Here is a 26,535-nt window from a genome sequence, read left to right as displayed (position 1 = left end):
GGTCAGGGTAAAGGCCGGGTTTCCGGCTTGAAAAAAATGCGTCCCATTCTGGGGCTGCAAGATTTGCCTAGTCCGTTGAATATGTTGATTAATTAGTAACGGAAGTTAAGGAAGGGTAAGCGGTGCCTGCCTGCCGTTGCGGCAGTTTGGAAAGCCGCTTCGCGTGCCGATCGAGAGATCGGATTTCGCCTGGACGCAGGCCTCAACGCGTCCAGACGCCCTTCACCGGCGCGAAGGAGTAGCGATGCGCCGGGCAGGGGCCGTGCTCCTTGATCGCGGCGCGGTGCTTTGCGGTGCCGTAGCCGGCATGACCGGCGAAGCCGTAAGCCGGATAGTGCTGGCCGAGCCGTGCCATCATGCGGTCGCGCGTCACCTTGGCGATGATCGAGGCGGCGGCGATCGAGCAGACCAGGGCATCGCCGCCGATGATCGCTTCGCAGGGGAAGGGCAGTGCCGGCGGGTCATTGCCGTCGACGAGGACGAGGCCGGGCGCGAGCGGTAGGGCCGCAACCGAGCGTCCCATCGCCAGCAGCGTCGCCTGCCGGATGTTCAGCCGATCGATCTCGCTTGCCGAGGCACTGCCGATGCCGACGGCGAGCGCCTGCTGGAGGATGGTGTCGAACAGCGCCTCGCGCCGCGGGGCGCTGAGCAGCTTCGAATCGGCGAGCCCGTCCGGAATCGCCTGCGGATCGAGAATGACCGCCGCCGCCACGACCGGGCCGGCGAGCGGACCGCGGCCGACCTCGTCGACGCCGGCGACGAGCTGGCATCCCTGCGCGATGGCGCGCGCCTCATGGCTGAAATCGGCGAACATGGCGGCAGTCTATGCCAGATCGCGCCGCTGCGGTCTGCCCTGACGAGGCCGGCTTCCACAGTGCAGCACCGGCCGGCTTCGTCAGAACAGGCTGAGCTGCGCCTTCTCCTTCTCGGGCTTGACGAAGAGGTCGCTGCGCAGCCGCAGCCGCGCCGTGTTGAAGCCGAGGCGTTCGGCCGCCATCTCGAAGCGCCGGCCGATCATCCAGGCATAGGGGCCGGAGCCAACCTGGCGTTGGCCCCAGGCCGCGTCGTAATCCTTGCCGCCGCGCGTCGAGCGGATCAGCGAGACGACATGGCGCATCTTGTCGGGATGGTGGGTGACGAGCCAGTCCTGCACCAGGTCCTTGACCTCGAGCGGCAGGCGCAGAAGCACATAGCCGGCCTCGCGTGCCCCCGCCGCCCTGGCGGCGTCGAGGATGCGCTCGATCTCGTGCTCGTTCACCGCCGGAATGATCGGCGCCACCAGCACGCTCACCGGAATGCCGGCCTCGGACAGCTTGCGGATCGTTTCCAGCCGCTTCGACGGCGCTGCCGCCCGCGGCTCCATGCCGCGCGAGAGCTTGGCGTCGAGTGTCGTCACCGAGAGCGCGACCTTGACCAGACCCTTCTCGGCCATCGGCGCGAGGATATCGATATCGCGCTGCACCAACGCCGATTTGGTGACGATCCCGACCGGGTGGTTGAACTTGGCTAGGACCTCCAGGATCTGGCGCATGATCCGCAGCTTCTTCTCGATCGGCTGATAGGGATCGGTATTGGTACCGATCGCGATCGTGCGCGGCTGGTAGCTCGGTGAGGACAGCTCCCTTTCGAGCAGCGCCGCCGCATCCGGCTTGGCCGTCAGCTTGGTCTCGAAGTCGAGGCCCGGAGACAGGCCGAGATAGGCATGGCTCGGCCGGGCGAAGCAGTAGACGCAGCCATGCTCGCAGCCCCGATAGGGATTAATCGAGCGGTCGAACGAAATATCCGGGGAGTCGTTGCGTGTGATGATGGTCCGCGGCTTCTCGAGCGAGATCTCGGTCTTGAACGGCGGCAATTCGCCGAGCGAGCCCCAGCCATCATCCTCGTCGAAGCGCTGCTCGGCCTCGTAGCGACCGCCCGGATTGAGCGTCGCGCCGCGCCCGCGCCGCCGCTCCGGATCGATGCGGTGGCCGGCAAAGGCCAGCGCATCGACCGGCGCGACCCGGGCGGAGATCGAGGCCGGCTCGGCATCGCGGCGCTTCAGCGCCTGCGTCGTCGGCGGTCTCGCGGAGGGGCGAGCTTGGGCCATGGGATCTCTCCTCGCCGGAATCGCCGGCCTCACGGTGAATGAATGTGAACAAAAAGAGAACATATGGCAAGTGGCGGGATTGCGACATGTTGCGCTGCGGCATAGGCTCGGGCCCATGCTCTCAGCTGTCATTCGCGCCAATGGCCGTACCGAAGCGCTGGCCGCGACCCTGTCGGTCCTGATTCCAGCGGTGGCGGGCGGCACGATCGGCCATGCCGTGGTGATCGGCACGGGCGACGACAATGAAACCGAGCGGCTCGCCGATGTGACGGGGGCGAGCTATGTCGCAGCCCGCAACGGCGCCGGCTGGGCGCCCGGGGTCGAGCGGGCGCGGGGCGACTGGGTGCTCCTGCTCGAGGCTGGCGACCTGCCCGAGCCAAATTGGACCGAAGCCGTGGAGCGGCATCTGATGACGGCTGCGGCCATGCCGGCCCTGATGCCATTGCGCGGCATCGCCGCGCTACGCGAATGGGGGGCGGTTTCGCTGCGCTCGCGCGGTGTCCGCGCCGGGCTGATCGCGTCGAAGAAGCAGCTTCTCTCCGGCCGCCTGCCGGCCTCGCCGCGCCGGCTCGCCGTGCGCCGCGGCCGGGCGCAGGCGTAAGACCCGCGAGCCCGGTTTCGTCAGAGCCGGTCGGTCTGGAAGGTGTTGCAGGCCTGCATCGAGCCTGAATTGAAGCCGGCGTTGAACCAGCGCATGCGCTGCGCCGACGAGCCGTGGGTGAAGGAATCCGGCACTACGGCGCCGCGCCCGGCCTGCTGCTGCAGCTTGTCGTCGCCGATCGCGGCGGCGGTGCGCATCGCCTCCTCGACATCGCCGGGCTCGATACGGTCCATCGCCTTGATATTGTAGGCCCAGACGCCGGCGAAGCAGTCGGCCTGCAATTCGACGCGCACCGAAAGCTGGTTCGACTCGCGCTCGGAGAGCCGCTCGCGCATCTGGTTCACCTTGGGCAGGATACCGAGCAGATTCTGGATGTGGTGGCCGACTTCGTGGCCGATCACATAGGCATAGGCGAAGTCGCCGCCACCACCGAGCTTGCGCTGCATCTCCTGGAAGAAGGAGGTGTCGAGATAAACGCGCTGGTCGTTCGGGCAATAGAACGGCCCCATCGCCGATTGGGCGGTGCCGCAGCCCGAGCGCGTCACGCCGTCGAAGACGACGAGGCGCGGCGGCTGGTATTTCCGGTTGGCCTGCTGCGGCAGAACCTTCGACCAGATGTCCTCGTTCTGCGCCAGCACCGCCGAGATGAAGCGGCCCATCTCGTCCTTCGGCGGGCCGGCGGATTTGCGCTGCTCCTGCGTCGGTGCGCTGCGCCCGCCGATGCCGCCGATCATCTCGGCGCCGCCGATCAGGATGCGCGGATCGATGCCCAGCGCCCAACCGACCAGGCCGAGCACCACCATGGTGCCGATGCCGATGCCGCCGCGGCCGCCCGGCAGGCCGGCGAATTCGCCGCCGCCGCCACGCCTGTCCTCGAGGTTTTCGGACTGGCGGTAATCTTCCCAACGCATCGTGAGGCCCTTGCTGAAGCCGTGCCAATCTCCGGCAGGCGCGGCCGGAACTCAAGCCTTCATTCGGCTTCGCCCTGCTTGGGCCGATGCGTCGAGGCGCTCAGTGATAGCCGCTATCGGCTTTCACCTTGCCGCGGAAGGTCCAGTAGACGAAGGCGGTGTAGAACAGGATCATCGGCAGGAGGAAGCTGACCCCGATCAGCACGAAGATGTGCGAACTCGGCGCTGCCGCCGTGTCCCAGATCGTCAGGCCGGGCGGCACCAGATATGGGAAGTTCGAGATCGCCAAGCCGAGGAAGCAGAGCACGAAGATCGCGATCGTGAAGGCGAAGGGCGTGAACTCGTGGTTCCCGCGCAGCCGCTTCCAGACCATGTAGCCGCAGAAGGCGGTCAGCACCGGGAAGGGCCAGAGCAGTATGAGGTTCGAGGGCGTGAACCAGCGCTCGGCGATCCGCGGATGGGCATAGGGCGTCCACAGCGAGACCAGCGCCGCGAAGGCGAGCAGGCCGAGCAGCAGGACCTTGGCCTGCCGACGGGCCCGGTCGGCGACCGGACCTTCGGTCTTGAAGACGAGCCAGGTCGCGCCGAGCAGGGCATAGCCGACGACGACGCCCGCCCCGCACATCAGCGTGAAGGGCGTCAGCCAGTCGAAGGGGCCGCCGGCGAACTGGTTGTCGACGACCTTGATGCCCTGGATCAGCCCGCCGAGGATGACGCCTTGGGCGAAGGCGGCGCTGGTCGAGCCGAGCCAGAAGGCGAGATCCCAGATCCTGTGCTTCGGCTTCGCCACCCAGCGGAACTCGAAGGCGACGCCGCGGAAGATCAGCGAGAGCAGCATCAGCGTCACCGGCAGATAGAGGGCCGGCATGATCACCGCATAGGCCAGCGGAAAAGCCACCCAGAGTCCGGCGCCGCCGAGCACCAGCCAGGTCTCGTTGCCGTCCCAGAACGGTGCGACCGAGTTCATCATCTGGTCGCGCTCGCCTTCGTCCCCGGTCGTCGGGAACAGGATGGCGATGCCGAGGTCGAAACCGTCCAGCACCACATAGAGCATCACGGCGGTGCCGATCAGCCCGGCCCAGATCACGGGGAGATACCATTCCATCTGGGTTCTCCTCAGAGCGCCGGCTGGATCTTGTCGTCGCCGGGCTTGCCGTCGCCGAACAAATGGGAGGCAGGCCCCTGGGCCGCCTTCAATGTCCGCTTCGAGGGCTGCTCGGGCGGATCCTCGGGGCTGATCTCGTCGGGTCCCTTGGCGATCAGGCGGTTGATCAGGAGGATGCCGGCGGTGAACACCACGCAGTAGACGAAGACGAACAGCGCCAGCGAGATCGCGACCTCGGCGGTGGTGATCGGCGAGACCGCATCCTTGGTGCGCAGGATGCCGGTGGCGACCCAGGGCTGGCGCCCGACCTCGGTGACGAACCAGCCGGCGAGGATGGCGACGAAGCCGGCTGGCCAAGTGTACTGGGCGATCCAGAGCCAGCGTCGCGATTCGAAGATGCGGCCGCGCGACCAGAGCCAGGCGCCGACCCAGCCGAACAGGATCATCAGCGTGCCGAGCCCGACCATCAGTCGGAAGCCGAAGAAGGGGATCAGCACCGGCGGCCTGTCCTCGACCTTGAAGTCCTTCAGGCTCGGGAACAGCGCGTCCATGCTGCCATGGGTGAGCAGGCTGGCGACGCCGGGGATCGAGATCTCGAAGCGGTTCAGCTCGGCCTTCTCGTCGGGCCAGGCGAAGAGCACGAGCGCGCCGGGCTTCGAGGAATCCCAGTGCGCTTCGATCGCGGCGAGCTTGGCGGGCTGGTAGATCGCGGTCTGCTTGCCGTGGAAGTCGCCGATCAGGGCCTGCAGTGGCGCCGTCAGCGCGATCATCAGGATCGCCATCCGCACCATGGTCTTGGCCGCTTCGGTGCGGTGGCCGGCGAGCAGATGGCGCGCCCCGGTCGCCAGCACCACGAAGGCGGTGGTGAGATAGGCCGCCGTCATCATGTGGGCGTAGCGCAGCGGGAAGGTAGGGCTGAAGACGATCTTCATCCAGTCGACGGGATAGGCGATGCCGTCGCGGACCTCGTGGCCGACCGGATACTGCATCCAGCTATTGGCCGAGAGGATCCAGAAGCCCGACAGCGCCGTGCCGCCGGCGACGATCACCGCCGAGAGGAAATGCAGCCAGGGCGGCACCCGCTTCCAGCCGAAGAGCAGCACGCCGAGGAAGGAGGCTTCCAGGAAGAAGGCGCTCAGCACCTCGTAGCCGATCAGCGGGCCCAGCACATTGCCGGTGACGGCCGAGAACCGGCTCCAGTTCGTGCCGAACTGATAGGAGAGCACGATGCCGGAAACCACGCCCATGGCGAAGGAGACGGCGAAGATCTTGGTCCAGAACCGGGCGAGCAGGTGGAATTTCTGGTCGCCGGTCTTCAGCCAGAGGCCGAGCAGCGTCGCGATATAGGCGGAGAGGCCGATGGTGAAGGCCGGGAAGACGATGTGGAATGAGATCGTGAAGGCGAATTGTATGCGGGACAGCAGTAAGGCGTCGATTTCCATCGCGTCGCTCCGGTAATCCGGCCAGATACATCAGGCCGCGAGACCCTGCGGGCCACAGGGTCTACTTAGAAACCTGATTAATCAAGGCGAGACGCGCGGGCAGCGCCCGACGATGCCGCAGCGTCGCGATGTCGCGATGCGTCACAATGCGTCGATCGCCACCTTCAGGGTCCGCAGATCGCGCCAGGCCAGGCGCTTGTCGAGCGGGCTGCGCAAGAGATAGGCCGGGTGCAGGATCGGCAGGGCAGGGATGGTGCGCGTACCATTGTCGTATTCCAGCCAGCGCCCGCGCGCGGCCATGATGCTCTTGACGTCGAGCAGCGCCATCGAGGAGGGCCGTCCGACACAGACCAGGATGGCCGGATCGACGAGCTCGATCTGGCGCTGGATGAAGGGCAGGCAGATCGCCACCTCCTGCGGGGTCGGCGTGCGGTTCCCCGGCGGCCGCCAGGGCAGGAGATTGGCGATGTAGACCTGCTCGGCCCGCGTCAGCCCGATCGCTGCCAGCATCCGGTCCAGCAATTGCCCGGAGCGGCCGACGAAGGGCAGGCCGGCGCGGTCCTCGTCGGCGCCGGGCGCTTCGCCGACCAGCATCACCCGGGCCGCCGGATTGCCATCGGCGAAGACCAGGTTCTTGGCCGTGGCCTTCAGCGCGCAGCCTTCGAAACCGGCCATGGCGGCCTTGAGTTCGTCGAGCGTCCGCGCCTCGCGCGCCAGAGTCCGCGCCGAAACAGCCGCCTCGTCCGGTGCGGTCGCCGCGGCAGCATGGCGCAGCGGCGGCGCCGGTACCGGTGCGAGAGCCGGGCGGGGCGCTGGCCGGGGCGCCGCGAAATGGTTGTGCGGCGTCTCGTCGAGCGCCTCGGATACGCCCATTTCGGCATACCAGGCGATGATTTCGGCGGGATGCGGCGTGGCTGGCGACATGGCGTCGTGGCTAGCACGGATCGTAGCGGCGAGGCGACCCGTCCGCCGCCCTTGCTCGCATCGATGCTGCCGGGGGCCGGCGGATCAGGCAGGCTGCGCGTCTCACGGCCACCTCGTCGTCATGCCTTTCGCAGTTGCAAATTGCCTCTTACGCCCGGATAGAAGGTTTCCAATCTCGATACCGCCCGATCTTGCGCGGGCGTTCATGATCGTTCACATATAAACTATCCTGCGGATCGGGACAGGTCGGGCCGTTGGCGGAGGGCAGAATGACACTCGAGGAAGCGCAGAGCACCCCGCGCGAAAGCATGGAATACGACGTCGTCATCGTCGGCGCCGGCCCCGCGGGGCTTGCTGCGGCTATCCGCCTGAAGCAGCTCGACGAGAATGTTTCGGTCGTCGTGGTCGAGAAGGGGTCCGAGGTAGGCGCCCATATCCTCTCCGGCGCGGTGATCGATCCGCTCGGCCTCGACAAGCTCCTGCCCGACTGGCGTGAGGATGAGGCCCGCCCGCTGCACACCCAGGTCAGCGAGGACGTCTTCTATTTCCTCGGCCCGGCCGGCGGCGCTCGCCTGCCGAATTTCGCCATGCCGAAGCTGATGAACAATCACGGCAATTTCGTCGGTTCGCTCGGCCTGGTCGCGCGCTATCTCGCCGCCCGTGCCGAGGCGCTCGGGGTCGAGATCTATCCGGGCTTCGCCGCCGCCGAGCTCCTGTTCAACGAGGATGGTTCGGTCGCCGGCATCGCCACCGGTGACATGGGCATCGCCAAGGACGGCAGCGTCTCGGACCGCTTCACCCGTGGCATGGAGTTGCGCGGCCGCTATACGCTGCTCGGCGAGGGTGCCCGCGGCTCGCTCTCCAAGATCGCGATCAAGCGCTTCGCCCTCGACGAGGGCCGCGAGCCGCAGAAATTCGGCATCGGCCTCAAGGAGATCTGGCAGGTCAAGCCGGAGAAGTTCAGGAAGGGGCTGGTGCAGCACTCCTTCGGCTGGCCGCTCGACATGTCGACCGGCGGCGGCTCCTTCCTCTATCATTTCGACGACAATCTGGTCTCGGTCGGCTTCGTCGTCCATCTCAACTATACCAACCCGACGCTCTCGCCCTTCGACGAGTTCCAGCGCTTCAAGACGCATCCGATGATCCGCGACGTCTTCGAGGGCGCCAAGCGGCTCTCCTACGGCTCGCGCGCGATCACCGAGGGCGGGTTCCAGTCCGTGCCGAAGCTGACCTTCCCGGGCGGGGCGCTGCTCGGCTGCGCCGCCGGTTTCGTCAACGTGCCGCGCATCAAGGGCAGCCACAACGCCATTCTGTCCGGCATGCTGGCGGCGGAGCATCTCGTGCCGGCGCTGGCTGCCGGCCGCGCCCATGACGAGGTCGCGGAGATCGAGGCGAGCTGGCGCGGTTCCGAGATCGGGCGCGATCTCAAGCCGGTGCGCAACGTCAAGCCGCTCTGGTCGAAGCTCGGCACCTTCGGCGGCGTCGCGCTCGGCGGCATCGACATGTGGCTGAACCAGCTCTTCGGCTGGTCGCCCTTCGGCACGATGGCGCATGGCAAGCCCGACTACGCTACGCTGAAGCCGATCAGCGAGGTCACACCGATCGTCTACCCGAAGCCCGACGGCAAGATCTCCTTCGACAAGCTCTCCTCGGTCTTCCTCTCGGCGACGAATCACGAGGAGGACCAGCCGGCCCATCTGAAGCTGACCGATCCCAATGTGCCGGTGCTGCAGAACCTGCCGCTCTATGGCGAGCCGGCGCGGCTCTACTGCCCGGCCGGCGTCTACGAGGTCGTCTATGCCGATCCCGAGGCCAAGACCGAGCCGCGCTTCGTGATCAACGCGCAGAACTGCGTGCACTGCAAGACCTGCGACATCAAGGACCCCGCCCAGAACATCACCTGGACGGTGCCGGAAGGGGCGGGCGGCCCGAACTATTCCAACATGTAGAGCGCGCGATTTCCGGGGCGCTTGACGCTTCCGGCGGATGGAATCCTGCAGTTTTCCATCCAGCACAAGAAAAGCCGCGCCGGCTGGACCGGCGCGGCCTTGAAGCAGCGGCGGGCCCGCGAATCAGCCCTTGCGAATGACCGGAGCGGTTTTTTCGGGCGCAGGCGTCGCGCAGCCGCCAGCGAGGCTGGCGAGAGCGAGGACGGCCGCGAGCGCAAGCGAGACCTTCTTCATTCGAACTGTCCCAAGCGAATCGTCGCGAAAGGCCGCGACAGCTCGAAAGACTACGCCCGATTTCTTCATGAAATCTGTCGGGAATGCCGATGGTTTCTCGCGGCCGGCCCTTTCACGTCAGCGTGACGCGTCTTCTGCAATGCAGCGGCAGGCTTGTCGGGCCGCCCGGAAACAGCCATGTTGCGCGCTTAACCGATCAGGTCACGGTCCAGTCCACGGACATGCTCCCGGCGGCGGGCGAGGGGCGGACCGAGGGAGAATGGTAAACGTGACGTTCAAGTGCGACGGCCGCGGCCGCAGCGCCGTGTTGGCGCTGGCTTTCCTGGCGCTTCTGCAGAGCGGCGTGCCATTTTCGGCGCAGGCTCAGGCGCGCCCCGTCGAGAAGTTCGAAGCGGCGGAAAGCCTCGAAGGCAATTATCTCGCGGCGGTGGTCGCAGGTGCGGGGCGCGACCTTGCCGCCGCATCCGCTTATCTGCGCGAGGCGATCAAGGATGATCCGCAGAACAGCGATCTGCTCGAGCGGGGCTTCGTGGCTTTCCTCGCCGACGGAGCCATGGGCGACACCTTCCGCGCTGCCGAAAAATTGGTGCAGCGCGATCCCTCGAACGGCCTGGCGCAGCTGGCGCTCGGCGTGCGGGCTCTGAAGCAGAAATCCTACGCGACTGCCCGTAATCAGCTGCAGCGCGGCGGGCGCGGCCGCTCGGCCGACATCACCGCGACATTGCTGGCGGCCTGGGCCTATTCCGGCTCGGGCGACACCAAGCGTGCGCTGGATACCCTGGAGCGGCTGCGCGGCGAATCGACCTTCGACCGCTTCCGCGACTTTCATGCCGGGCTGATTCTCGACATTGCCGGGCGCAAGAGCGAATCGACCCGCCGGCTCAAGGCGGCCTATGAGGCCGAACGGACCAATCTGCGCCTGGTCGATATCTGGGCGCGCCATCAGGCGCGGGCGGGCGATCGCGAGGCCGCGCTGGCGACGCTCAACGAATTCGAGCAGCGCGTCCGTCCCAACCATCCCGTGGTGCGCGATGCGCTTGCCAAGGTCGGTGCCAAGGAGCCGCTGCCGCGCATCGTCGCCAGCACCCAGCAGGGCGCGGCCGAGGTGCTCTATGGCCTGGCCAGCGCCGGAATCCTGCAGGGTGACGAAGCCACGGCCCTGCTCTACCTCAGGCTCGCGGTCTATCTCGACCCCAGCCATGATCTCGCCGTGCTGACGCTCGGCGACATCCTCGAACGTGCCAAGCAGAGCGAGGACGCGGTCGATGTCTACCGGCGCATGCCGGAGAATTCCGCCTTGCGTCCGGTGGCCGACATCCAGATCGGACTCGGCCTCGAGACGCAGGGCAAGACCGAGGAGGCGGTGAAGCATATGGAGGCGCTGATTGCGGCGCGTCCGGACGATGTCGAGGCGATTTCCGCCCTCGGCAACATCTACCGCTCGCGCAAGCGCTTCGAGGAGGCGGCCGACACCTACAACAAGGCGATCGGCAAGCTGGCCTCTCCGGGCCGCTCGAATTGGGATCTCTTCTATTCGCGCGGCATCTCTTATGAGCGCACCAAGCGCTGGCCGGAGGCGGAAGCCGATCTGCGCAAGGCGCTGGAGCTGATGCCGGAGGCCCTCGGCCGCGAGCGGGCGCTGGTCCTCAACTATCTCGGCTATTCGCTGGTAGACCGGAACCTCAAGCTCGACGAGGCGCTCGGCATGCTGCGCCGCGCCGTCGATTTGCGGCCCCGCGACGGCTACATCATCGATTCGCTGGGCTGGGCGCATTACCGGCTCGGCCGCTATGACGAGGCCGTGGTCGAGCTTGAGCGCGCCATGGAGTTGCGCCCCTCCGATCCGGTGATCAACGACCACCTCGGCGACGTCTACTGGCGCACCGGCCGCCCGCTCGAGGCGAGGTTCCAGTGGAACCATGCCCGCGATCTCGGCCCGGAACCGGAGGATCTGGAGAAGATCCTGCGCAAGATCGAGAAGGGGCTCGACGAGGCGCCGCCCTCGGCGAGCGCCGCCGAGCCGAAGAAGGATGGCGGCTGAGCCTTGCAGGCTCGTCTCACCACCCGCGCCCCGGCCAAGGTCAACCTCAGCCTGCGCATCCTCGGCCGGCGTGCCGACGGCTACCACGAACTCGACAGCCTCGTCGCCTTCGCCGGTGTCGGCGACGCGCTGACGCTGCTGCCGGGCGCGGAGAGCGGGATCGCGATCTCCGGCCCCTTCGCTGCCGGGCTTTCGGTGGCAGCCGACAATCTGGTGCTGAAGGCGGAAAACGCCCTGCGCGATCAGGTGCCGGGGCTGCGGTCCGGCCGTTTCCTGCTCGTGAAGCGCCTGCCGGTCGCATCCGGCATCGGCGGCGGCTCGGCCGATGCCGCCGCCGCGTTGCGCCTGCTCGCGCGGCTGAATGGGCTGCCAGCGGAGGCGCCCGTGCTCTATGCCGCCGCGGCGCGCATCGGCGCCGATGTCCCGATCTGCCTCGCGGCGAAGACGCGCATCATGCAGGGCATCGGCGAGCGGCTCGGCCCGCCGCTGCGACTGCCGCGCCTGTTCGCGCTGCTGGTCAATCCGGGCGTCGCGGTGGAAACAGCTGCGGTGTTCCGCGATCTCGGTCTCCTGCGGGGGCAGGAGCATGCGGCAGGGGCGAGCGCCTTCGCGCTGAATGGCCAACATGCGGCCTCGCAGGAGGCCTTCGCCACCGCGCTGGCTGTGTCGGGCAATGATCTGGAGGCGCCAGCCAGGGCGGTCGCGCCGGTCATCGGCGAAGTCCTGGCGCTGCTCGCCGCCTTGCCCGGATGCCGGTTGGCACGCATGTCGGGCTCGGGCGCGACCTGCTTTGCCCTGTTCGATGATTGCCGGGCGAGTGCGGCAGCGGCCAGGGCACTCGCGCGCCGGCAGCCGGGTTGGTGGATCAGGCCGACGGTGCTTGGGTAGCGGTCCGCATCGGCGATCTAGCGGCCGGTCGCCCCGAAGCCCGGCAGCAGGCCCTTGAGCGTCAAAAGCCCGATTGCGGCGACCGTGGTCGCGTCTCTGATGGCGCCGTTCTCGATCATCGCTGCCACCTCGGCAGCGGAGAAGCGCCGCGTGACCAGGCCCTGTTCCTCATGGTCCAGCTGGCGCGGCACCCCAGCGAGCTGCCGCGCCAGGAAGATGCGGCAGCCCTGGTTCGAGTAGCCATAGCATTCGTAGAGATAGCCGGCCTGGATCATCTCGCCGGCCTCGAGCCCACATTCCTCGCGCAACTCGCCGCGGGCGACGGTGAGCGGGTCGGCCTCCGGCAGGTTCTCCCAGGAGCCCTGTGGGATTTCCCAGAAACGGCCTCCGACCGGATAGCGATACTGCTCGACGAGATGCAGGTCGCCATTCGCTTCGATGGCGACGATGGCGACGAAATCCGTCTTCTCGACGACCCCGTAGATTCCTCTGGAGCCGTCCTGCCGGAGGATCTCGTCCTCCCGCACGCGCATCCAACGATTCTCGTAGACGAGGCGGGATGACAGCGTGGCGATCTCGGCCGGCTGTTCCTGCATCTTGCCGGAAGGCGTTCCGGGAGCGTCGTTCAATGGGCCCGCGCCACGCAGAAATCGACGGCGTCGTTGAGCGCCTGCTTCATCGGCGATTGCGGGAACAGGCCGAGCGCGTCCTTGGCCATCTTGGCGTAGTGGCGGGCGCGCTCGACCGTGTCCTCGATCGCCCGGTGCTTGCGCATCAGCGCCTGCGCTTCTGCCAGATCGCCTTCGCCGATCTGGCCTTCCTGCAGAGTGCGGCGCCAGAAGCCGCGCTCGCTCTCATCGCCGCGCCGGAAGGAGAGCACCACCGGCAAGGTGATCTTGCCCTCGCGGAAATCGTCGCCGGTGTTCTTGCCGAGCGCGCCGGACGAGCCGCCATAATCGAGGGCGTCGTCGATCAGCTGGAAGGCGATGCCGAGATTGAGCCCGTAGCTGCGGCAGGCCGCGGCATCGGCCTTGGGCGAGCCGGCGATCACCGGCCCGACCTCGCAGGCGGCGGCAAAGAGCTCGGCGGTCTTGCCGCGGATCACGGCGAGATATTCGTCCTCGGTCGTCTCGGTATTCTTGGCGGCGGCGAGCTGCATCACCTCGCCCTCGGCGATGACGGCCGCGGCGGTCGAGAGGATGTCGAGCGCGCGCAGCGAGCCGACCTCGACCATCATCTTGAAGGCCTGGCCGAGCAGGAAGTCACCGACCAGCACGCTCGCCTCATTGCCCCAGAGCATGCGGGCGGCGGCCTTGCCGCGGCGCATGTCGCTCTCGTCGACGACGTCGTCGTGCAGCAGCGTCGCGGTGTGCATGAACTCGACCGAGGCCGCGAGCTTGACGTGCCCCTCGCCGGCATAGCCGCAGAGCGCGGCCGTCGCGAGCGTCAGCATCGGGCGCAGACGCTTGCCGCCCGAGGAGATCAGATGGTTGGCGACCTCCGGGATCATCGTCACCTGGGAGCCCGTCCGCGACAGGATCATCGCGTTGACGCGTTCCATATCGGCGCGGGTCAGGCCGACCAGGGCCTCGATCCCGGCCTTGCCGGCTTCCTTGTCCTCGAAGGCTACGACGACGCCCACGCTCAAACTCCGACTTTTCCGGCGCGGGTGATGCGCCCTGTCTTTGCTGCAATGCCCTTTGCCACGAGCGTCGCATGCGTGACCAGCCCCGGCAATCACCGTCGCGCCGCACTATCTGGTGCGTTGGTGTCGCAGCGCGGCGATTTTGCGCTTGCGCGGCTTATCGGCCACGGGCTCCATGGCGCCATGCACGAACTGGTCCGCTCCAATGATCTCGTCCTGCTCGGCGCCATCGAGGCGCTGCTGGCCTCGGCCAATCTGGACTGCCTGATCGCCGATCAGCACATCAGCGCGCTCGAAGGCATGATCGGCGCCTTTCCGCGCCGGCTGCTGGTGCGCGAGGCCGATCGCAAGCGCGCCCGGGCCCTGCTGGTCGAGGCCGGCTTTGGCGGCGAATTGCGACCGGAATGACATGCCATGACCGGTGAGAGCATGACCTATGAGAGTATGACCGCTGAGATATTGCCCGGCCTCGGCGCGATCGGCGAAGATCGCCTGCTGGGCGGCCAGCTTCGCTTGCTGCAACCGAAAAAGGGGCACCGCGCCGGTTCGGATGCGATTCTGCTGGCCGCCGCGCTGCCGGCGCTGGCGGAAGGGCCGCTTGTCGATTTCGGTGCCGGGGTCGGCACGGCCGGCCTCGCCGCCGCGACACGCCAGCCTGCACTCTCGGTCGTGCTGGTCGAACGCGATCCGGAGCTCGCGGCGCTTGCGGCGCGCAATGCCGGCCTGAACGGCCTCGATCAGCGCGTCCGGGTCGTCCTCGCGGCGATCGGCGAGCGCGGGGACGGCGCCTTGCTGGCAGGGCTGCCGGACGGCTCGGCCGCCTGGGTCGCGATGAATCCGCCGTTCTTCGAAGCGGGTGCGACCCGGGCCTCACCGGTGCCGAACCGGCGCGCCGCCCATGTCGCCGACACGCCGCTGCCCCTCTGGTTGAAGGCGGCAAGGCGGGCTCTACGACCGCGAGGCGGGGTGACGATCATCCACCGCGCCGAAGCGCTGGGCGAGATCCTGGCCGCGCTGGCGACGGGGTTCGGCGAGGTCGCGATTCGGCCGGTGCAGGCGCTGGCCGAGCGCCCGGCGATCCGCGTCATCGTCTCGGCCCGGCTCGGCAGCAGAAAGCCGGCAGTCTTACTGCCGGCTTTGATTCTGAATGGGCCCGATGGCCGTTTCACCCCGCAGAGCGAGGCGCTCCATCGCGGCGAGGCCTATCTCGCCTGATCAGCGGCAGATGCGCCGCTCGCGCACGACCCAGCCCCAGCCATCCCAATAGCGCACCGGGCGGTAGAAGCAGCGCGGCCCGTAATAGGGGCGGCCATAGCCGTAGCCGGGACGGCCATAGCCGTAATAGGGCCGGTCATAGCCGCCGCCCCAGCGTGGCCCCGCATAGTAGCCGTCGCTGAAGGGCTGGGCCATGGCGGGGGTCGGCATGGTCGAGGCGAGGGCGGCGACGCCGAGGGCAGCCGCGGCCGAAACGCCGAGAAGCAGTTTGCGCAGCACGTTCTGGTCCTCCTTCGCGATGTCGATGGCGTCTGCCTGAGCAATCGCGTGTTGCTGTGGGAGGCAATCTGCGGCCTGGCGGCTGAACGGCGGCGGAGCGAGCCGTTCAGCCGGCCTTCATTTTCCGGACGGGTTATCGGCAGACGCGCACCGGCCGGATCACCCAGCGATAGCCGTTCCAGACGCGCCGATCGGTATAGAAGCAGCGCGGCCGATAGACCGGGCGGCCATAATAGCCCGGCCTCGGGCGGTAATGCGGCCGGCCGTAATGCCAGACCTGCTGGAGCAACCCGCCATCGGCGCTGGCGCTGGCGGCGGGCGCACTACCTGCGCCGACCGGCGCTGCCGAGGCGGGAGCGGCGATCAGCGCCGCGGAAAGGAGGGCGCCGGCGCCGAGCATGGCGGCGGCAAGACGGTTGGACAGCATCGCAAATCTCCTGCTGCTGGACGCTGGTCCGGCTCAAGCGTTCGCCCCGAACGCCGCGGACCGCGATGACTCGCATATTAGGTACGCCTTAATGAACGCAGACCTTTCGTAGAGGTTCAGCTGGGGTTCATGCGTCCGCGCTTGACCAGCCGCGCCGCCAGACCCTAAGCACACCGCCTGTTTCCTGAAATTTCGAAGGCTTGAGCCCTTGGCCGCGTCGCCCTCCGCTTCGATGAACCCGACCCGCTCCTTCCAGGGGCTGCTGCTGACCTTGCAGCGCTTCTGGGCCGAACGCGGCTGCGTCATCCTCCAGCCCTACGACATGGAAGTCGGGGCCGGCACCTTCCATCCGGCGACGACCTTGCGCGCGCTGGGTCCCAAGCCGTGGAACGCGGCCTATGTCCAGCCTTCGCGCCGCCCGAAGGACGGGCGCTATGGCGAGAACCCCAACCGGCTGCAGCATTACTACCAGTTCCAGGTCATCCTGAAGCCGTCGCCGCCGGATCTGCAGCAGCTCTATCTCGACTCGCTCAAGGCGATCGGTGTCGACCTTGCCCTGCACGATGTCCGCTTCGTCGAGGACGACTGGGAGAGCCCGACGCTCGGTGCCTGGGGGCTCGGCTGGGAGTGCTGGTGCGACGGCATGGAAGTCAGCCAGTTCACCTATTTCCAGCAGGTGGCGGGCGTCGAATGCGCGCCGGTCGCCGGTGAATTGACCTATGGCCTCGAGCGCCTGGCGATGTATGTCCAGGGCGTCGAGAACGTCTACGATCTCAACTTCAACGGCCTCGAGGGTGAGGATCGCGTCAGCTATGGCGACGTCTTCCTGCAGGCCGAGCAGGAGTTCTCGCGGCATAATTTCGAGCATGCCAACACCGAGATGCTCTTTCGCCACTTCGCTGACGCTGAAGCCGAGTGCAAGGCGCTGCTCGCTGCCGGCGAGGCCGATGGCGGCGCCAGGCACCAGCTCGCTCTGCCCGCCTATGACCAGTGCATCAAGGCGAGCCATGTCTTCAACCTGCTCGATGCGCGCGGCGTGATCTCGGTCACCGAGCGCCAGAGCTATATCCTGCGCGTGCGCGAGCTCGCCAAGGCCTGCGGCGCCGCCTGGCTGAAAACCGCCGGCGGGGGAGCGAACTGATGCCTGATCTCCTGCTCGAACTCTTTTCGGAAGAGATCCCCGCCCGCATGCAGCGCAAGGCGGCGGAGGATCTGAAGAAGCTTGTCACCGATGCGCTGGTCGAGCGCGGCCTGGTCTATGAGGGCGCGAAAGCCTTCGCCACGCCGCGCCGGCTGGCGCTCACCGTCGCTGGCCTCCCCGTGCGCGGGCGCGATGTCCGCGAGGAGCGCAAGGGGCCGCGCGTCGGCGCGCCGGACGCCGCGGTGCAGGGCTTCCTCAAGGCTGCCGGCCTCGCCTCGCTCGACGAAGCGACCATCGTCAGCGATCCGAAGAAGGGCGATTCTTACGTCGCGATCATCGAGAAGCCCGGGCAGGAGACAATTGCGGCCATCGCCGAGATCGTGCCGGCGGTGATCCGCGCCTTCCCCTGGCCGAAATCGATGCGCTGGGGCAAGGCCTCGGCCGCCGGAGCCAGCCTGCGCTGGGTCCGTCCGCTGCACTCGATCCTCTGCACCTTCGGCGCAGAGACCGAGGATCCGGAGATCGTCGCCTTCGAGGTCGACGGCATCACGTCCGGCAACACCACCTATGGCCACCGCTTCCACGCGCCCGGCCCGATCACGGTTCGCCGCTTCGACGACTATGTCGCGAGCCTGGAGCGGGCGAAGGTCGTGCTCGACGCCGACCGCCGCAAGGAGATCATCGCCACCGACGCCCGGAACCTCGCCTTCGCGGCCGGGCTCGAACTGGTCGAGGATGAGGGGCTGCTGGAGGAGGTCGCCGGGCTGGTCGAATGGCCGGTCGTGCTGATGGGTTCCTTCGAGGAGCGCTTCCTCGACATTCCCGGCGAGGCGATCCGCGCCACCATCCGCGCCAACCAGAAATGTTTCGTGCTGCGGGATCCCGCGACGAGCCAGCTGGCGAACCGCTTCATCCCGGTCTCGAACCTCGTCGCCAGCGATGGCGGCCAGGCGATCACCGCCGGCAATGGCCGCGTCGTGCGCGCCCGGCTCTCGGACGCAGCCTATTTCTGGGCGACCGATCGCGGCCCGCTGCCCGATCTCGACACGCTGAAGGAGAGCGCCGAGACGCTCGGGCTCGATTTGTCGAAGCCGCTCGACCAGCGCATGGCCAAGCTCGACAAGCTCGGCGTCGTCTTCCACGCCAAGCTCGGCACGCAAGGGCAGCGCGTCCGGCGCATCGCCGCGCTGGCCAAGGAACTGGCGCCGATCGTCGGCGCCGATCCGGCGCAGGCCGAGCGTGCGGCAAAACTCGCCAAGGCCGATCTGCCGACCGAGATGGTCGGCGAGTTCCCGGAATTGCAGGGGCTGATGGGCCGCAAATACGCGGAACTGCAGGGCGAGAACGCTAGCGTCGCCGCCGCGATCGAGGAACACTACAAGCCGCTCGGCCCCTCCGACCGCGTCCCCTCCGACCCGGTCTCGGTCGCCGTGGCGCTCGCAGACAAGCTCGACACGCTCACTGGCTTCTGGGCGATCGACGAGAAGCCGACCGGCAGCAAGGACCCCTATGCGCTGCGCCGCGCGGCTCTGGGCGTGATCCGGCTGGTGGTGGAGAATGGGGTGCGGCTGCCGCTGGCGCGGCATATTTCTGAACTACTGCACGCGGTGGTTCTGGGGCCGTTCGCCTATACTGTCGCTGCAAGGTTTAAGTTTTGGGCGGATCTTGGAAAAACTCTCGACGAAACTGGGCAGACGCTTGACGATTGGCTGTCAGAGCACACTCATGTTCCGCTGCCGCCTCTGGATGACGACGTTTGGCTTAATCTGCGGCGTCAAGGGCTAGACCTCCTCTCCTTCTTCCACGACCGCCTGAAAGTGATGCTGCGCGACCAGGGGGCGCGGCATGATCTGGTCGATGCGGTGCTGGGCGAGGGCGCGTCGGGCAATGACGACCTCCTGCTGATCACCCGCCGCGTCGCTGCGCTCGGTCGCTTCCTCGAAACGGAGGACGGCAAGAGTCTGCTCGCCGGCTACAAGCGCGCCGCCAACATCCTCAAGGCCGAGGAGAAGAAGGATGGCGAGGGCGCTTTCGCTGCTGCCGCCGATCTCCAGCTGATCGCCGCTGCCGGTCTGATCGAGGAGAAGGCGCTCGCCGTCGCGCTCGCCCAGGCGACGCCGAAGGCAGAAGCCGCCATCGCAGCCGAGGATTATGAGGGCGCCATGGCGGCGCTCGCCGAGCTGCGCCCGGCGGTCGACGCCTTCTTCGACAAGGTCACGGTCAACGATCCCGATCCCGCGCTGCGTGCCAACCGCCTCAAGCTGCTGAACCAGCTCCGCGAGGCGACACGCGCCGTGGCAGATTTCGGGCGGATTGCGGGTTAAGCCGCTCGTCATGCTCGCCCTTGTGGCGAGCATCCACGTCTTGGACACTGTCTTGGACCAGCGAAGCGAAGACGTGGATGGTCGGGACAAGCCCGACCATGACGGCATCAAGTGCTTTGTCTAAAGCCCAAGCCAGCGATCCTCTCGGAACCTTTTCCCTAGGCTCCACGTTGTCTTACCGAGTGCTATGCTTGCGATTGGCTGGCAAGCAGTGCCTCGGGGGGCCGGCTTTCGGCCGCGATAAGAGGATTTGAGCCATGGGTCTTTTGATTTCGCTTTTCATCACCGTGCTGGTCATCGGCCTGGTGCTTTATCTCGTGCGGATGCTGCCGCTCGACGGCAACATCAAGAACATCCTCCAGATCATCGTCATCATCATCGGCATCATCTCGCTGCTGCGCTATCTCGCGGTGTTCTAGTAGGGGGCCGCCGTCACTCCCGCCTTCGCGGTGGGTGTCCACGAACAGGCGTCGATCAGACAACAACGTGGCGCGGCGTGGATGGCCGAAGAATGCCGGCCGTGACGGCGAGCGGCGCAGGAGTCTGCCGGAACCCGCCGATTGACGGTTGCATCGCGCTGATCCACTCTTTCGAATGGTCCAAAAGGGCCCCGGGCGCTGCGCGTCACGGGGCCCTTGTCCATTCGAGAAGCGAAGCTGCCGATGACGTCGCAGAACCGCACGAGCCATATCCGACTGACCTCCCATCCCGAGCCCGGCGGTGCCGCGGCCCGTTTCCCGATCCATTGGGGCGCGGCGACGCCGCAGGAGCGCGGCCCGGTCATCGCCTCGACCACCAACCCGGCCGACCGCAATGTCATCGGCGCCCATGGCGGCTCCTATTCGGTTTATCGGGCGCTCGCGATCTCGGCCCGCGCCATGAATCCGGCACAGCGGCCGGACCTGACCAACACCCACCCGACCGCCGAGATCCTGCCGCAGCCGCAATGGTTCGAGCCCGGGAAAATCGTCTCGCTCGACCCGTTCGGCCATCGCGTCGCCCAGGATTTCGGCCAATGGATCGGCGAGGGCGTCGACATCCGCCCGACCATCGCCGTCACCAAGGCGAGGCTCAACCTGCCGGAGATCCTCGCCGCCATGGCCGGGCACCGGCTCGCCGCCGACGGCCATATCCTGCACGGCTCCGGCGACATCAGCGTCACCAAGATCGCTGTCGACCCGGTCTGGCATCTGCCGGGCATCGCCGAGCGCTTCGGCACCAGCGAGAACCTGCTGCGCCGCACCCTGTTCGAGCAGACCGGTGGCATGTATCCGGAACTGGTGACGCGGCCCGACCTCAAGGTCTTTCTGCCGCCGATCGGCTCGATCACCGCCTATGTCATCGGCGAAGTCGCGGCGATCGCCGATCCCCGGCGCAAGCTCGCCTGCCGCGTCCATGACGAGTGCAACGGCTCCGATGTCTTCGGCTCCGACATCTGCACCTGCCGGCCTTATCTCGTGCATGGCATCGAGGAGGCGGTGAAGGAGGCGCAGGGCGGCGGCGTCGGCCTGATCGTCTACAACCGCAAGGAGGGCAGGGCGCTCGGCGAGGTCACCAAGTTTCTCGTCTACAACGCCCGCAAGCGTCAGGAGGGCGGCGATTCCGCCGCGACTTATTTCGAGCGCACCGAATGCGTCGCCGGCGTGCAGGATGCCCGCTTCCAGCAATTGATGCCGGATGTGCTGCACTGGCTTGGCGTCAGGAAGATCGACCGGCTGATGTCGATGTCCAACATGAAGTATGACGCCATGGTCGAGAGCGGCATCGAGATCGGCGAGCGCGTTGCGATCCCGCCCGAGCTGATCCCTCCCGACGCCTCCGTCGAGATCGAGGCCAAGAAGGCGGCGGGCTATTATTCGCCGGACGGCGCGCCCGGCGACAACGCGCTGAAATCCACGGTCGGCCGCGACCTCGAGAAGTTCTGAGTGCCATGCCTGACTCCAATCCCGAAGCCGTCCGCCAGTTGCTGAAGCCAGCCGTCATCCGCGAGCGGGCGCAGGAGATGCTGCAGCTCGGCCTCGACGGCCGGCTCTCGCATTTCAGCGTGCACCCCGAACGGCTCGATGCCTGCACGGATTATGTCCTGGCGACGATCCGCCGGAACTATCCGACGCTCGACATTCCCTTCCATGCGCGCTGGCGGCATTTTGTCGTCGCCGGCGTCGACCGTTGGCGCAGCCTCGACGAGGCCGCCGGGTTCGCCGATGCCGGTGCGCGCGGCCGCGCCGCCTATGACCTCGCCATCGTCAGCGTGCTGCTCGATGCCGGCGCCGGCCCGGCCTGGCGCTATCGCGACGGGCTGACCGGCATGCTCATCGGCCGTTCGGAAGGGCTGGCGCTGGCTTCGCTCGACATGTTCGCCGCCGGCTTGTTCTCCGGCGATCCCGCCGACCCGCTACGCGTCGACAGTGCCGTGTTGAAGCGGCTCGATGCGGCGAGTTTGGCCGAAGGCTTCCAGGCCGGCGAGGCCAATCCGCTGGTCAGCCTCGAAGGCCGCGCCGCCCTGCTCAACCGGCTCGGAGAGGAGCTCGAAAAGCATGGGCTCGACCGGCCCGGCGGCCTGTTCGACCGGCTGTTCGCGGCAGCCGAGGGTGGCACGCTCCGCGCCAGCTATATCCTGTCGCAGGTGCTGGAGGTGCTCGGCGGCATCTGGCCCTCGCGCCTGAGCTATGCCGGCATCCCGCTCGGCGACAGCTGGAAGCACCCGCTGATCGCGCAGGGCAGCGTCACCGCCGGCATCATGCCCTTCCACAAGCTTTCGCAATGGCTGAGCTATTCGCTGATCGAGCCGCTGCAATGGGCCGGCATCGAGGTCGTCGACATCGACGAGCTCACGGGCCTGCCCGAATATCGCAATGGCGGCCTGTTCCTCGACCTCGGCGTGATCGCGCTGAAGCAGGAGGAGGATCGCTCCGGCGCCCATGCGGTCGGCTCCGAGCTCGTCGTCGAATGGCGGGCGCTGACCGTCGCCCTGCTCGACCGGATCGGAGCGCTGGTGCGCGAGCGTCTTGGTCTGACCCACGAGCAATTGCCGCTCGCCAAGGTGCTCGAAGGCGGTACCTGGTCGGCCGGGCGCCGTATCGCCGCCGAGAAACGCGAAGGCGGCGGGCCGCCCTTGACCATCGTCAGCGACGGCACGGTATTCTAAACCTCGATGAGGTAAAGGCTCGGAAATCTGCCGTCATCCCGGACGGCCGCAGGCCGCTCCGGGAGCCATCGAAGGGCGGAGAACTCTATGATGGATCCCGGCGCTCCGCTTCGCTGCGGCCGGCACGGCAGCTTTGCTTCAGGGAACCTATCCCATCGCCGCTACAAGGGGGCATAACGAATGACCACGCATTCCGATGGCGTCATCGTCGTCGACCATCCGCTGGTGCAGCACAAGCTGACGCTGATGCGCGAAAAGGAGCGCTCGACCAAGAGCTTTCGTCAGTTACTGAATGAGATCGGCATGCTGCTCTGCTACGAGGTGACGCGCGACCTGCCGACCGAGATGATCGAGGTCGAGACGCCGCTGCAGAAGACGATGCAGCCGGTGATCTCGGGCAAGAAGCTGGTCTTCGCGCCGATCCTGCGCGCCGGCGTCGGCTTCCTCGACGGCATGCTCGAACTGGTGCCGGCCGCCCGCGTCGCCCATATCGGCCTCTACCGCGATCCCGAGACGCTGCAGGCGGTGGAATACTATTTCAAGGCGCCCTCCGACATCGCCGACCGCATGATCGTGGTGATGGATCCGATGCTGGCGACGGCCAACTCGGCCGTCGCCGCCGTCGATCGGCTGAAGGAGCGCGGCGCCCATGATCTGCGCTTCGTCTGCCTGCTCGCAGCGCCCGAGGGCATCGCCCGCATGCGCGACGCCCATCCCGATGTCCGGATCTGGACGGCGGCGATCGACGAGCGCCTCAACGATCACGGCTATATCGTCCCCGGCCTCGGCGATGCCGGCGACCGCATGTTCGGGACGCGCTGAGCGCCTGTCCTTGTCGTTCTGGCGATATGCCCCTATTTTGTAGGCATATTGCCAGGGAGGCGATGGTGACGACGATCCGTGCAGTGGACGTGGTGGGTGGCCCGGAGGTGATCGGTGCTCCGCTCGACAGTGCGCGCGCGATCATCGCGGCGGTCCGGCGCGGCTTTCCGGTGGCGGCGGTGGAACATGTCATCGCCAGCGGCCGCATGACGCTGGCCGAGATCGACGAGGTCGTGCTGCCGCGCAAGACGCTCAGCCACCGCCGCAAGATCGGCACCTTGACCAGCGAGCAGTCCGACCGGCTGGTCCGGGCCGCCAGGGTCATCGCAGAAGCGGAGGAGACCTTCGGCTCGCAGGAAAAGGCCGGCAGATGGCTGCGCCGGCCGACCGAGGCACTGGGCGGCGAAAAGCCGATCGCGCTGCTCGACACCAGCGCGGGCGCGGCCGAGGTCGAGACGCTGCTCGGCCGGATCGCGCACGGCATCGCCGCCTGATGCGGGTCTGGCGCGTCTGCCGCGCCGCCTTCGCCGATCTCGGTGGGGAGGGCGCGAGGCTCCATGGCGGGCGCTGGAACTCACCGGGGCGGCCGGTCGTCTACACCGCCGAGAACCCGGCCCTGGCCATATTGGAGGTCCGCGTCCATCTCGATCTCGAGCCGGACCTGATCCCCGACGATTACGTCCTGATCGAGATCGACCTCGCCGGGGCCGCTTGCGAGGAGCTGGCGGCCTTGCCCGAGGATCCGAAGCGGGTTGGCGACGCCTGGCTGGCGGAGGGCCGCACGCCGGTGCTGAAGGTTCCCTCTTTCGCCGTGCCGCGCAGCGCCAACTTTCTGATCAACCCTGCTCATGCCGGCCGGAGTTCCGTCGCGCTGATCGGGCAACAGAAGTTCAGCTTCGACCGTCGCCTCTGGCTGCCGCTGTCCGGCGCGATCTTGTAAGTGCGGCGCGCCTGTCATGCGAAAGGCCCGCCCATTTCTGGGCGGGCCCCCGCTGCCGGCTTTCACTCAGGCCGCGATGGCGCGAGCTCAGCCGGAGCTCCGTAACCGGCCGCTTATTCGATGACCTGGACGATGCGACGGGACTGCGGATCGACCAGGACCGTGCGATCATTGACGACGGTGTAGCGGTAATTGGTCTCGCCGAACTCGCGCGGCACCTCATAGTAGCGGACGCCCTCGCGCGGCAGCGTCGCGCCGACGACCACCGGCTCGGCATAAGTATAGGACGGGACGCGCTGCTCGACCACATAGGTCTTGAAGCGTGGGGTGTTGTCGCCGATGATCGCGCCGACCACGGCACCGCCGACGCCGCCGACGACGGCTCCGACCGGGCCGCCCACCACCGCGCCGCCGACGGCACCGGCCGTGGCACCGCCCAGAGCGCCGCCCTGGGCGCCCTGCGGATTCTGCTGGGCGAAGGACGCGGCCGGGGCGATGGCGAGGGCGGCAACGAGCGCAAGCTTCTTGATCATGTCCGTTCTCCTTTTGAGGGAAACCTCGGCAGCAAGAACGGCAAAGGCGAGCGCGGGGTTCCGCCCATACGCGTTCACGAGCTGTGACGATTCGTGAACGCGCCTGAGGTTTTTCTCGTCTTGTCAGAGGTTTGTGTCGATCACGACGTCGATGCCCGCCGCCGCGAGATCATGGACCTGAGTCCGTTGCGGCGGTTTGCCGGCATTGGCGAAGAGCTCGTCGACGGTGGCCTCCTCGGAGAGGAACAGGAAATCGGCATAGGCCCCGACCTCCGGATAGGCGTCGATGGCGTGCCAGGTGCCGCGATGGAACATCACACCGGTGCGGTCGAGGCGGAAGGCGCGTAGCGCCTCGGGCGCAGGCGGCGTCTCGGAAGGCTCTGCGACCACGATGATCGCCGGGGGGCCGCCGAGCGGCAGGCGCGCCTCGGTGACGTGCAGATGGCGTTCGATCACGCCGACGATGAATGGCCGGGCATGATAGCGCACGATCTGCAGGCGCGGCCGGGTTTCGGCTGCGAAGGGCTGGAGCCAGATGTCGTAGCCGTCGCGGCCGGCATGGCGCGGGCCGTCCGGCCGCAGCAACCGGCCATAGGGCGCGAAGGCCTCCGGCGTCAGCGGCGCGACGGGAATGCGGATCGTCCGGTTCATCATGTCTCCTCCGGAAGCGCATGAGCCCCGCTAGATCGCCGCGCGTCCGTTCGGACGCGGTCACGGTGATCTATCTCATTGTTATCGCATCGGAGCATTCCGAAAAGTGGAGTCCACTTTTCGGTCCGATCCTGAGGAGCCCGAAAGCAAACGGCGGACCTTGCGGCCCGCCGTGACGGTGCTGTGCCGGTTCGGCGCCCGGAGCTTACTTCGACGCGGCGGAGAGCACCGGCGCGAGCTTGTCGGCGTCGCGCTTGATCAGCGCGGCAAAGCCGGCGGGGGTGCGCTCTTCCTTGGTCGGGATCACCGTGCCGAGATCGAGCAGGCGCTTCTTGACGTTCTCGTCGTTCAGCGCCTTGTCGAGCGCGTCGACGAGCTTGTCGACGACCTCCTTCGGCGTGCCCTTCGGGGCAGCGAGGCCGTTCCAGGCCTCGATCTGGTACTCGGGAAGTCCGGCTTCCTTGGTGGTCGGGATGTTCGGCAGGGCCGGCGAGCGCTCGGCCGAGGCGATGGCATAGGCCTTGATCGTGCCGGCCTTGACCTGCTCGGAGACGCTGACGATTTGGTCGCACATGAAGTCGATCTGGCCCGAGACCAGGTCGTTCAGTGCCGGGCCGGTGCCGCGATAGGCGACGGAGTTGAGCTTCGGCACGCCGAGCTGGCCCTTGAGCAGGGTGCAGGTCGTCCAGGAGACCGAGCCGACGCCGGCATGCGCTTCGTTGAGCTTGTCCGGGCTCGCCTTCACGAGCGCGACGAACTCCTTCAGGTCCTTCGGCGCGAGATCCTTCTTGGCGACGATCAGGATCGGCGTGCCGCCGGCGAGGCCGATCGCCTGCATGCCGTTGATCGGGTCGTATTTCAGCCCGGGATAGGTCGCAGGCGCTGCCGAGAAGGTACCGAGATGGCCCATGGCGATGGTGTAGCCGTCCGGTGCCGCGGTCAGCGCGCGGGTGATGCCGGTGGTGCCACCGGCCCCGGCCACGTTTTCGACCACGACCTGCTGGCCGAGCGTCTTCGACATGCTCTCGCCGACGATGCGGGCGATGATGTCGGTCGGGCCGCCGGCCGCGAAAGGCACGATCATGGTGATCGGCCGCTCCGGATATTTGGTCTGCGCCTGGGCCGGGGCGGCGAGCGCCAGTGCGGCGACGACGCCGAGGGCGAGCTTCTTCATGCGTATTCCTCCCATTGAACGGTTGTCCAGAGATTTGCGGCGCAGGGCCGCCGAG

At 67.4% G+C, this 26,535-nt stretch carries 28 protein-coding genes; 15 read left to right on the top strand and 13 right to left on the bottom strand.

Annotated elements, in window-relative coordinates; all coding sequences use genetic code 11:
• Positions 1-202: 202 nt before the first annotated feature.
• Entirely contained in the window at positions 203-814 is a 612-nt protein-coding gene (gene rnhB / locus AC3RCC_RS21760; RefSeq protein WP_492256563.1) for a ribonuclease HII, read from the bottom strand.
• A gap of 81 nt (positions 815-895) precedes the next feature.
• Positions 896-2,086: a PA0069 family radical SAM protein gene (locus AC3RCC_RS21755; protein WP_291638312.1), complete on the bottom strand. Its 1,191-nt coding sequence runs from the start codon at positions 2,084-2,086 to the stop codon at positions 896-898.
• A gap of 115 nt (positions 2,087-2,201) precedes the next feature.
• Between AC3RCC_RS21755 and AC3RCC_RS21750 the strand changes: the two genes are divergently transcribed.
• Entirely contained in the window at positions 2,202-2,687 is a 486-nt protein-coding gene (locus tag AC3RCC_RS21750; RefSeq protein ID WP_291638311.1) for a glycosyltransferase family A protein, read from the top strand.
• A 20-nt stretch (positions 2,688-2,707) separates the two neighbouring features.
• Here AC3RCC_RS21750 and ypfJ read toward each other — a convergent pair whose 3' ends face one another.
• The 4 genes from ypfJ to AC3RCC_RS21730 all read right to left on the bottom strand — a co-directional run bounded on the left by ypfJ (position 2,708) and on the right by AC3RCC_RS21730 (position 7,069).
• Complete coding sequence (ypfJ, locus tag AC3RCC_RS21745; RefSeq protein WP_291638310.1) at positions 2,708-3,598, bottom strand: KPN_02809 family neutral zinc metallopeptidase; 891 nt, start codon at positions 3,596-3,598, stop codon at positions 2,708-2,710.
• 100 nt (positions 3,599-3,698) lie between these two features.
• Positions 3,699-4,703: a cytochrome d ubiquinol oxidase subunit II gene (cydB, locus tag AC3RCC_RS21740; protein ID WP_492256562.1), complete on the bottom strand. Its 1,005-nt coding sequence runs from the start codon at positions 4,701-4,703 to the stop codon at positions 3,699-3,701.
• A gap of 11 nt (positions 4,704-4,714) precedes the next feature.
• Positions 4,715-6,145, bottom strand: coding sequence for a cytochrome ubiquinol oxidase subunit I (locus AC3RCC_RS21735; protein WP_291638308.1), 1,431 nt, complete (start codon positions 6,143-6,145; stop codon positions 4,715-4,717).
• 141 nt (positions 6,146-6,286) lie between these two features.
• A complete protein-coding gene (locus AC3RCC_RS21730; protein ID WP_492256561.1) occupies positions 6,287-7,069 on the bottom strand; it encodes a uracil-DNA glycosylase in 783 nt (260 codons plus the stop codon).
• A 269-nt stretch (positions 7,070-7,338) separates the two neighbouring features.
• Here AC3RCC_RS21730 and AC3RCC_RS21725 point away from each other — a divergent pair, with 269 nt between their 5' ends.
• The 4 genes from AC3RCC_RS21725 to AC3RCC_RS21710 all read left to right on the top strand — a co-directional run bounded on the left by AC3RCC_RS21725 (position 7,339) and on the right by AC3RCC_RS21710 (position 12,181).
• Positions 7,339-9,018: an electron transfer flavoprotein-ubiquinone oxidoreductase gene (locus AC3RCC_RS21725; RefSeq protein ID WP_492256560.1), complete on the top strand. Its 1,680-nt coding sequence runs from the start codon at positions 7,339-7,341 to the stop codon at positions 9,016-9,018.
• Between the two features lie 21 nt (positions 9,019-9,039).
• On the top strand, positions 9,040-9,378 hold the full coding sequence (locus AC3RCC_RS21720; RefSeq protein ID WP_492256559.1) for a hypothetical protein: 339 nt from the start codon (positions 9,040-9,042) through the stop codon (positions 9,376-9,378).
• Between the two features lie 142 nt (positions 9,379-9,520).
• Entirely contained in the window at positions 9,521-11,293 is a 1,773-nt protein-coding gene (locus AC3RCC_RS21715) for a tetratricopeptide repeat protein (RefSeq protein WP_492256558.1), read from the top strand.
• A gap of 3 nt (positions 11,294-11,296) precedes the next feature.
• Entirely contained in the window at positions 11,297-12,181 is an 885-nt protein-coding gene (locus AC3RCC_RS21710) for a 4-(cytidine 5'-diphospho)-2-C-methyl-D-erythritol kinase (protein WP_492256557.1), read from the top strand.
• Positions 12,182-12,198: 17 nt separating this feature from the next.
• On the opposite strand, the gene AC3RCC_RS21705 is transcribed toward AC3RCC_RS21710, so the two are convergent.
• Positions 12,199-12,810: an ADP-ribose pyrophosphatase gene (locus tag AC3RCC_RS21705; RefSeq protein WP_492256556.1), complete on the bottom strand. Its 612-nt coding sequence runs from the start codon at positions 12,808-12,810 to the stop codon at positions 12,199-12,201.
• Positions 12,807-13,823, bottom strand: a complete 1,017-nt coding sequence (locus AC3RCC_RS21700) for a polyprenyl synthetase family protein (protein WP_291645014.1) — start codon at positions 13,821-13,823, stop codon at positions 12,807-12,809. Before AC3RCC_RS21700 ends, AC3RCC_RS21705 begins: the two co-directional genes overlap by 4 nt.
• Before the next feature lie 78 nt (positions 13,824-13,901).
• On the opposite strand from AC3RCC_RS21700, the gene AC3RCC_RS21695 reads away from it, so the two are divergent.
• Together AC3RCC_RS21695 and AC3RCC_RS21690 are read left to right on the top strand one after the other, a co-directional pair.
• Positions 13,902-14,234 carry a putative signal transducing protein gene (locus tag AC3RCC_RS21695; RefSeq protein ID WP_465247146.1) on the top strand — a complete coding sequence of 111 codons (333 nt, stop codon included), beginning with the start codon at positions 13,902-13,904 and terminating at the stop codon, positions 14,232-14,234.
• A 6-nt stretch (positions 14,235-14,240) separates the two neighbouring features.
• Entirely contained in the window at positions 14,241-15,041 is an 801-nt protein-coding gene (locus AC3RCC_RS21690) for a tRNA1(Val) (adenine(37)-N6)-methyltransferase (RefSeq protein WP_492256555.1), read from the top strand.
• Here AC3RCC_RS21690 and AC3RCC_RS21685 read toward each other — a convergent pair whose 3' ends face one another.
• The gene (locus AC3RCC_RS21685) at positions 15,042-15,320 is read right to left on the bottom strand and encodes a hypothetical protein (RefSeq protein ID WP_492256554.1); all 279 of its coding nucleotides are present in this window, start codon (positions 15,318-15,320) and stop codon (positions 15,042-15,044) included.
• A gap of 133 nt (positions 15,321-15,453) precedes the next feature.
• Entirely contained in the window at positions 15,454-15,747 is a 294-nt protein-coding gene (locus AC3RCC_RS21680) for a hypothetical protein (protein WP_291638299.1), read from the bottom strand.
• A gap of 232 nt (positions 15,748-15,979) precedes the next feature.
• Between AC3RCC_RS21680 and AC3RCC_RS21675 the strand changes: the two genes are divergently transcribed.
• From AC3RCC_RS21675 to AC3RCC_RS21640, 8 genes are all read left to right on the top strand, one after another.
• Positions 15,980-16,888, top strand: coding sequence for a glycine--tRNA ligase subunit alpha (locus tag AC3RCC_RS21675; protein ID WP_452116949.1), 909 nt, complete (start codon positions 15,980-15,982; stop codon positions 16,886-16,888).
• Positions 16,888-19,212 carry a glycine--tRNA ligase subunit beta gene (gene glyS / locus AC3RCC_RS21670; RefSeq protein WP_492256553.1) on the top strand — a complete coding sequence of 775 codons (2,325 nt, stop codon included), beginning with the start codon at positions 16,888-16,890 and terminating at the stop codon, positions 19,210-19,212. Before AC3RCC_RS21675 ends, glyS begins: the two co-directional genes overlap by 1 nt.
• Positions 19,213-19,469: 257 nt before the next feature.
• Complete coding sequence (locus AC3RCC_RS21665; protein ID WP_291638297.1) at positions 19,470-19,631, top strand: Thivi_2564 family membrane protein; 162 nt, start codon at positions 19,470-19,472, stop codon at positions 19,629-19,631.
• Between the two features lie 243 nt (positions 19,632-19,874).
• Complete coding sequence (locus AC3RCC_RS21660; protein WP_291638296.1) at positions 19,875-21,137, top strand: GTP cyclohydrolase II; 1,263 nt, start codon at positions 19,875-19,877, stop codon at positions 21,135-21,137.
• A 5-nt stretch (positions 21,138-21,142) separates the two neighbouring features.
• Positions 21,143-22,360 (top strand): URC4/urg3 family protein, encoded by a 1,218-nt coding sequence (locus tag AC3RCC_RS21655; protein ID WP_492256552.1) that lies wholly within the window; start codon positions 21,143-21,145, stop codon positions 22,358-22,360.
• 180 nt (positions 22,361-22,540) lie between these two features.
• Positions 22,541-23,182, top strand: a complete 642-nt coding sequence (gene upp / locus AC3RCC_RS21650) for a uracil phosphoribosyltransferase (protein WP_291640672.1) — start codon at positions 22,541-22,543, stop codon at positions 23,180-23,182.
• Between the two features lie 65 nt (positions 23,183-23,247).
• On the top strand, positions 23,248-23,676 hold the full coding sequence (locus AC3RCC_RS21645) for an Xre family toxin-antitoxin system antitoxin (RefSeq protein WP_291640674.1): 429 nt from the start codon (positions 23,248-23,250) through the stop codon (positions 23,674-23,676).
• Complete coding sequence (locus AC3RCC_RS21640; protein WP_492256551.1) at positions 23,676-24,122, top strand: RES family NAD+ phosphorylase; 447 nt, start codon at positions 23,676-23,678, stop codon at positions 24,120-24,122. Before AC3RCC_RS21645 ends, AC3RCC_RS21640 begins: the two co-directional genes overlap by 1 nt.
• A gap of 113 nt (positions 24,123-24,235) precedes the next feature.
• On the opposite strand, the gene AC3RCC_RS21635 is transcribed toward AC3RCC_RS21640, so the two are convergent.
• The 3 genes from AC3RCC_RS21635 to AC3RCC_RS21625 all read right to left on the bottom strand — a co-directional run bounded on the left by AC3RCC_RS21635 (position 24,236) and on the right by AC3RCC_RS21625 (position 26,480).
• Positions 24,236-24,655 carry a DUF1236 domain-containing protein gene (locus AC3RCC_RS21635; protein ID WP_492256550.1) on the bottom strand — a complete coding sequence of 140 codons (420 nt, stop codon included), beginning with the start codon at positions 24,653-24,655 and terminating at the stop codon, positions 24,236-24,238.
• 123 nt (positions 24,656-24,778) lie between these two features.
• Positions 24,779-25,306 carry an ureidoglycolate lyase gene (locus tag AC3RCC_RS21630; RefSeq protein WP_492256549.1) on the bottom strand — a complete coding sequence of 176 codons (528 nt, stop codon included), beginning with the start codon at positions 25,304-25,306 and terminating at the stop codon, positions 24,779-24,781.
• Positions 25,307-25,511: 205 nt separating this feature from the next.
• A complete protein-coding gene (locus AC3RCC_RS21625) occupies positions 25,512-26,480 on the bottom strand; it encodes a tripartite tricarboxylate transporter substrate-binding protein (RefSeq protein WP_291640682.1) in 969 nt (322 codons plus the stop codon).
• Positions 26,481-26,535: the final 55 nt, after the last annotated feature.

The sequence above is a fragment of the Allobosea sp. GW823-FHT01F03 genome, assembly GCF_058798075.1.
The sequence above is the reverse complement of the archived record's forward strand: the minus strand, read 5'-3'. Positions and strand labels throughout refer to the sequence as shown.

Excerpts from the sequence above, each read along its gene's own strand:
- AC3RCC_RS21755 (WP_291638312.1), bottom strand. The coding sequence starts at position 2,086 with ATGGCCCAAGCTCGCCCCTCCGCGAGACCGCCGACGACGCAGGCGCTG.
- cydB (WP_492256562.1), bottom strand. The coding sequence starts at position 4,703 with ATGGAATGGTATCTCCCCGTGATCTGGGCCGGGCTGATCGGCACCGCC.
- AC3RCC_RS21665 (WP_291638297.1), top strand. The coding sequence starts at position 19,470 with ATGGGTCTTTTGATTTCGCTTTTCATCACCGTGCTGGTCATCGGCCTG.
- AC3RCC_RS21660 (WP_291638296.1), top strand. The coding sequence starts at position 19,875 with ATGACGTCGCAGAACCGCACGAGCCATATCCGACTGACCTCCCATCCC.
- AC3RCC_RS21680 (WP_291638299.1), bottom strand. The coding sequence starts at position 15,747 with ATGCTGTCCAACCGTCTTGCCGCCGCCATGCTCGGCGCCGGCGCCCTC.
- ypfJ (WP_291638310.1), bottom strand. The coding sequence starts at position 3,598 with ATGCGTTGGGAAGATTACCGCCAGTCCGAAAACCTCGAGGACAGGCGT.
- AC3RCC_RS21735 (WP_291638308.1), bottom strand. The coding sequence starts at position 6,145 with ATGGAAATCGACGCCTTACTGCTGTCCCGCATACAATTCGCCTTCACG.
- AC3RCC_RS21635 (WP_492256550.1), bottom strand. The coding sequence starts at position 24,655 with ATGATCAAGAAGCTTGCGCTCGTTGCCGCCCTCGCCATCGCCCCGGCC.
- glyS (WP_492256553.1), top strand. The coding sequence starts at position 16,888 with ATGCCTGATCTCCTGCTCGAACTCTTTTCGGAAGAGATCCCCGCCCGC.
- AC3RCC_RS21690 (WP_492256555.1), top strand. The coding sequence starts at position 14,241 with ATGACCGGTGAGAGCATGACCTATGAGAGTATGACCGCTGAGATATTG.
- AC3RCC_RS21630 (WP_492256549.1), bottom strand. The coding sequence starts at position 25,306 with ATGAACCGGACGATCCGCATTCCCGTCGCGCCGCTGACGCCGGAGGCC.
- AC3RCC_RS21655 (WP_492256552.1), top strand. The coding sequence starts at position 21,143 with ATGCCTGACTCCAATCCCGAAGCCGTCCGCCAGTTGCTGAAGCCAGCC.
- AC3RCC_RS21730 (WP_492256561.1), bottom strand. The coding sequence starts at position 7,069 with ATGTCGCCAGCCACGCCGCATCCCGCCGAAATCATCGCCTGGTATGCC.
- AC3RCC_RS21750 (WP_291638311.1), top strand. The coding sequence starts at position 2,202 with ATGCTCTCAGCTGTCATTCGCGCCAATGGCCGTACCGAAGCGCTGGCC.
- AC3RCC_RS21625 (WP_291640682.1), bottom strand. The coding sequence starts at position 26,480 with ATGAAGAAGCTCGCCCTCGGCGTCGTCGCCGCACTGGCGCTCGCCGCC.
- AC3RCC_RS21675 (WP_452116949.1), top strand. The coding sequence starts at position 15,980 with ATGAACCCGACCCGCTCCTTCCAGGGGCTGCTGCTGACCTTGCAGCGC.
- rnhB (WP_492256563.1), bottom strand. The coding sequence starts at position 814 with ATGTTCGCCGATTTCAGCCATGAGGCGCGCGCCATCGCGCAGGGATGC.
- upp (WP_291640672.1), top strand. The coding sequence starts at position 22,541 with ATGACCACGCATTCCGATGGCGTCATCGTCGTCGACCATCCGCTGGTG.
- AC3RCC_RS21640 (WP_492256551.1), top strand. The coding sequence starts at position 23,676 with ATGCGGGTCTGGCGCGTCTGCCGCGCCGCCTTCGCCGATCTCGGTGGG.
- AC3RCC_RS21725 (WP_492256560.1), top strand. The coding sequence starts at position 7,339 with ATGACACTCGAGGAAGCGCAGAGCACCCCGCGCGAAAGCATGGAATAC.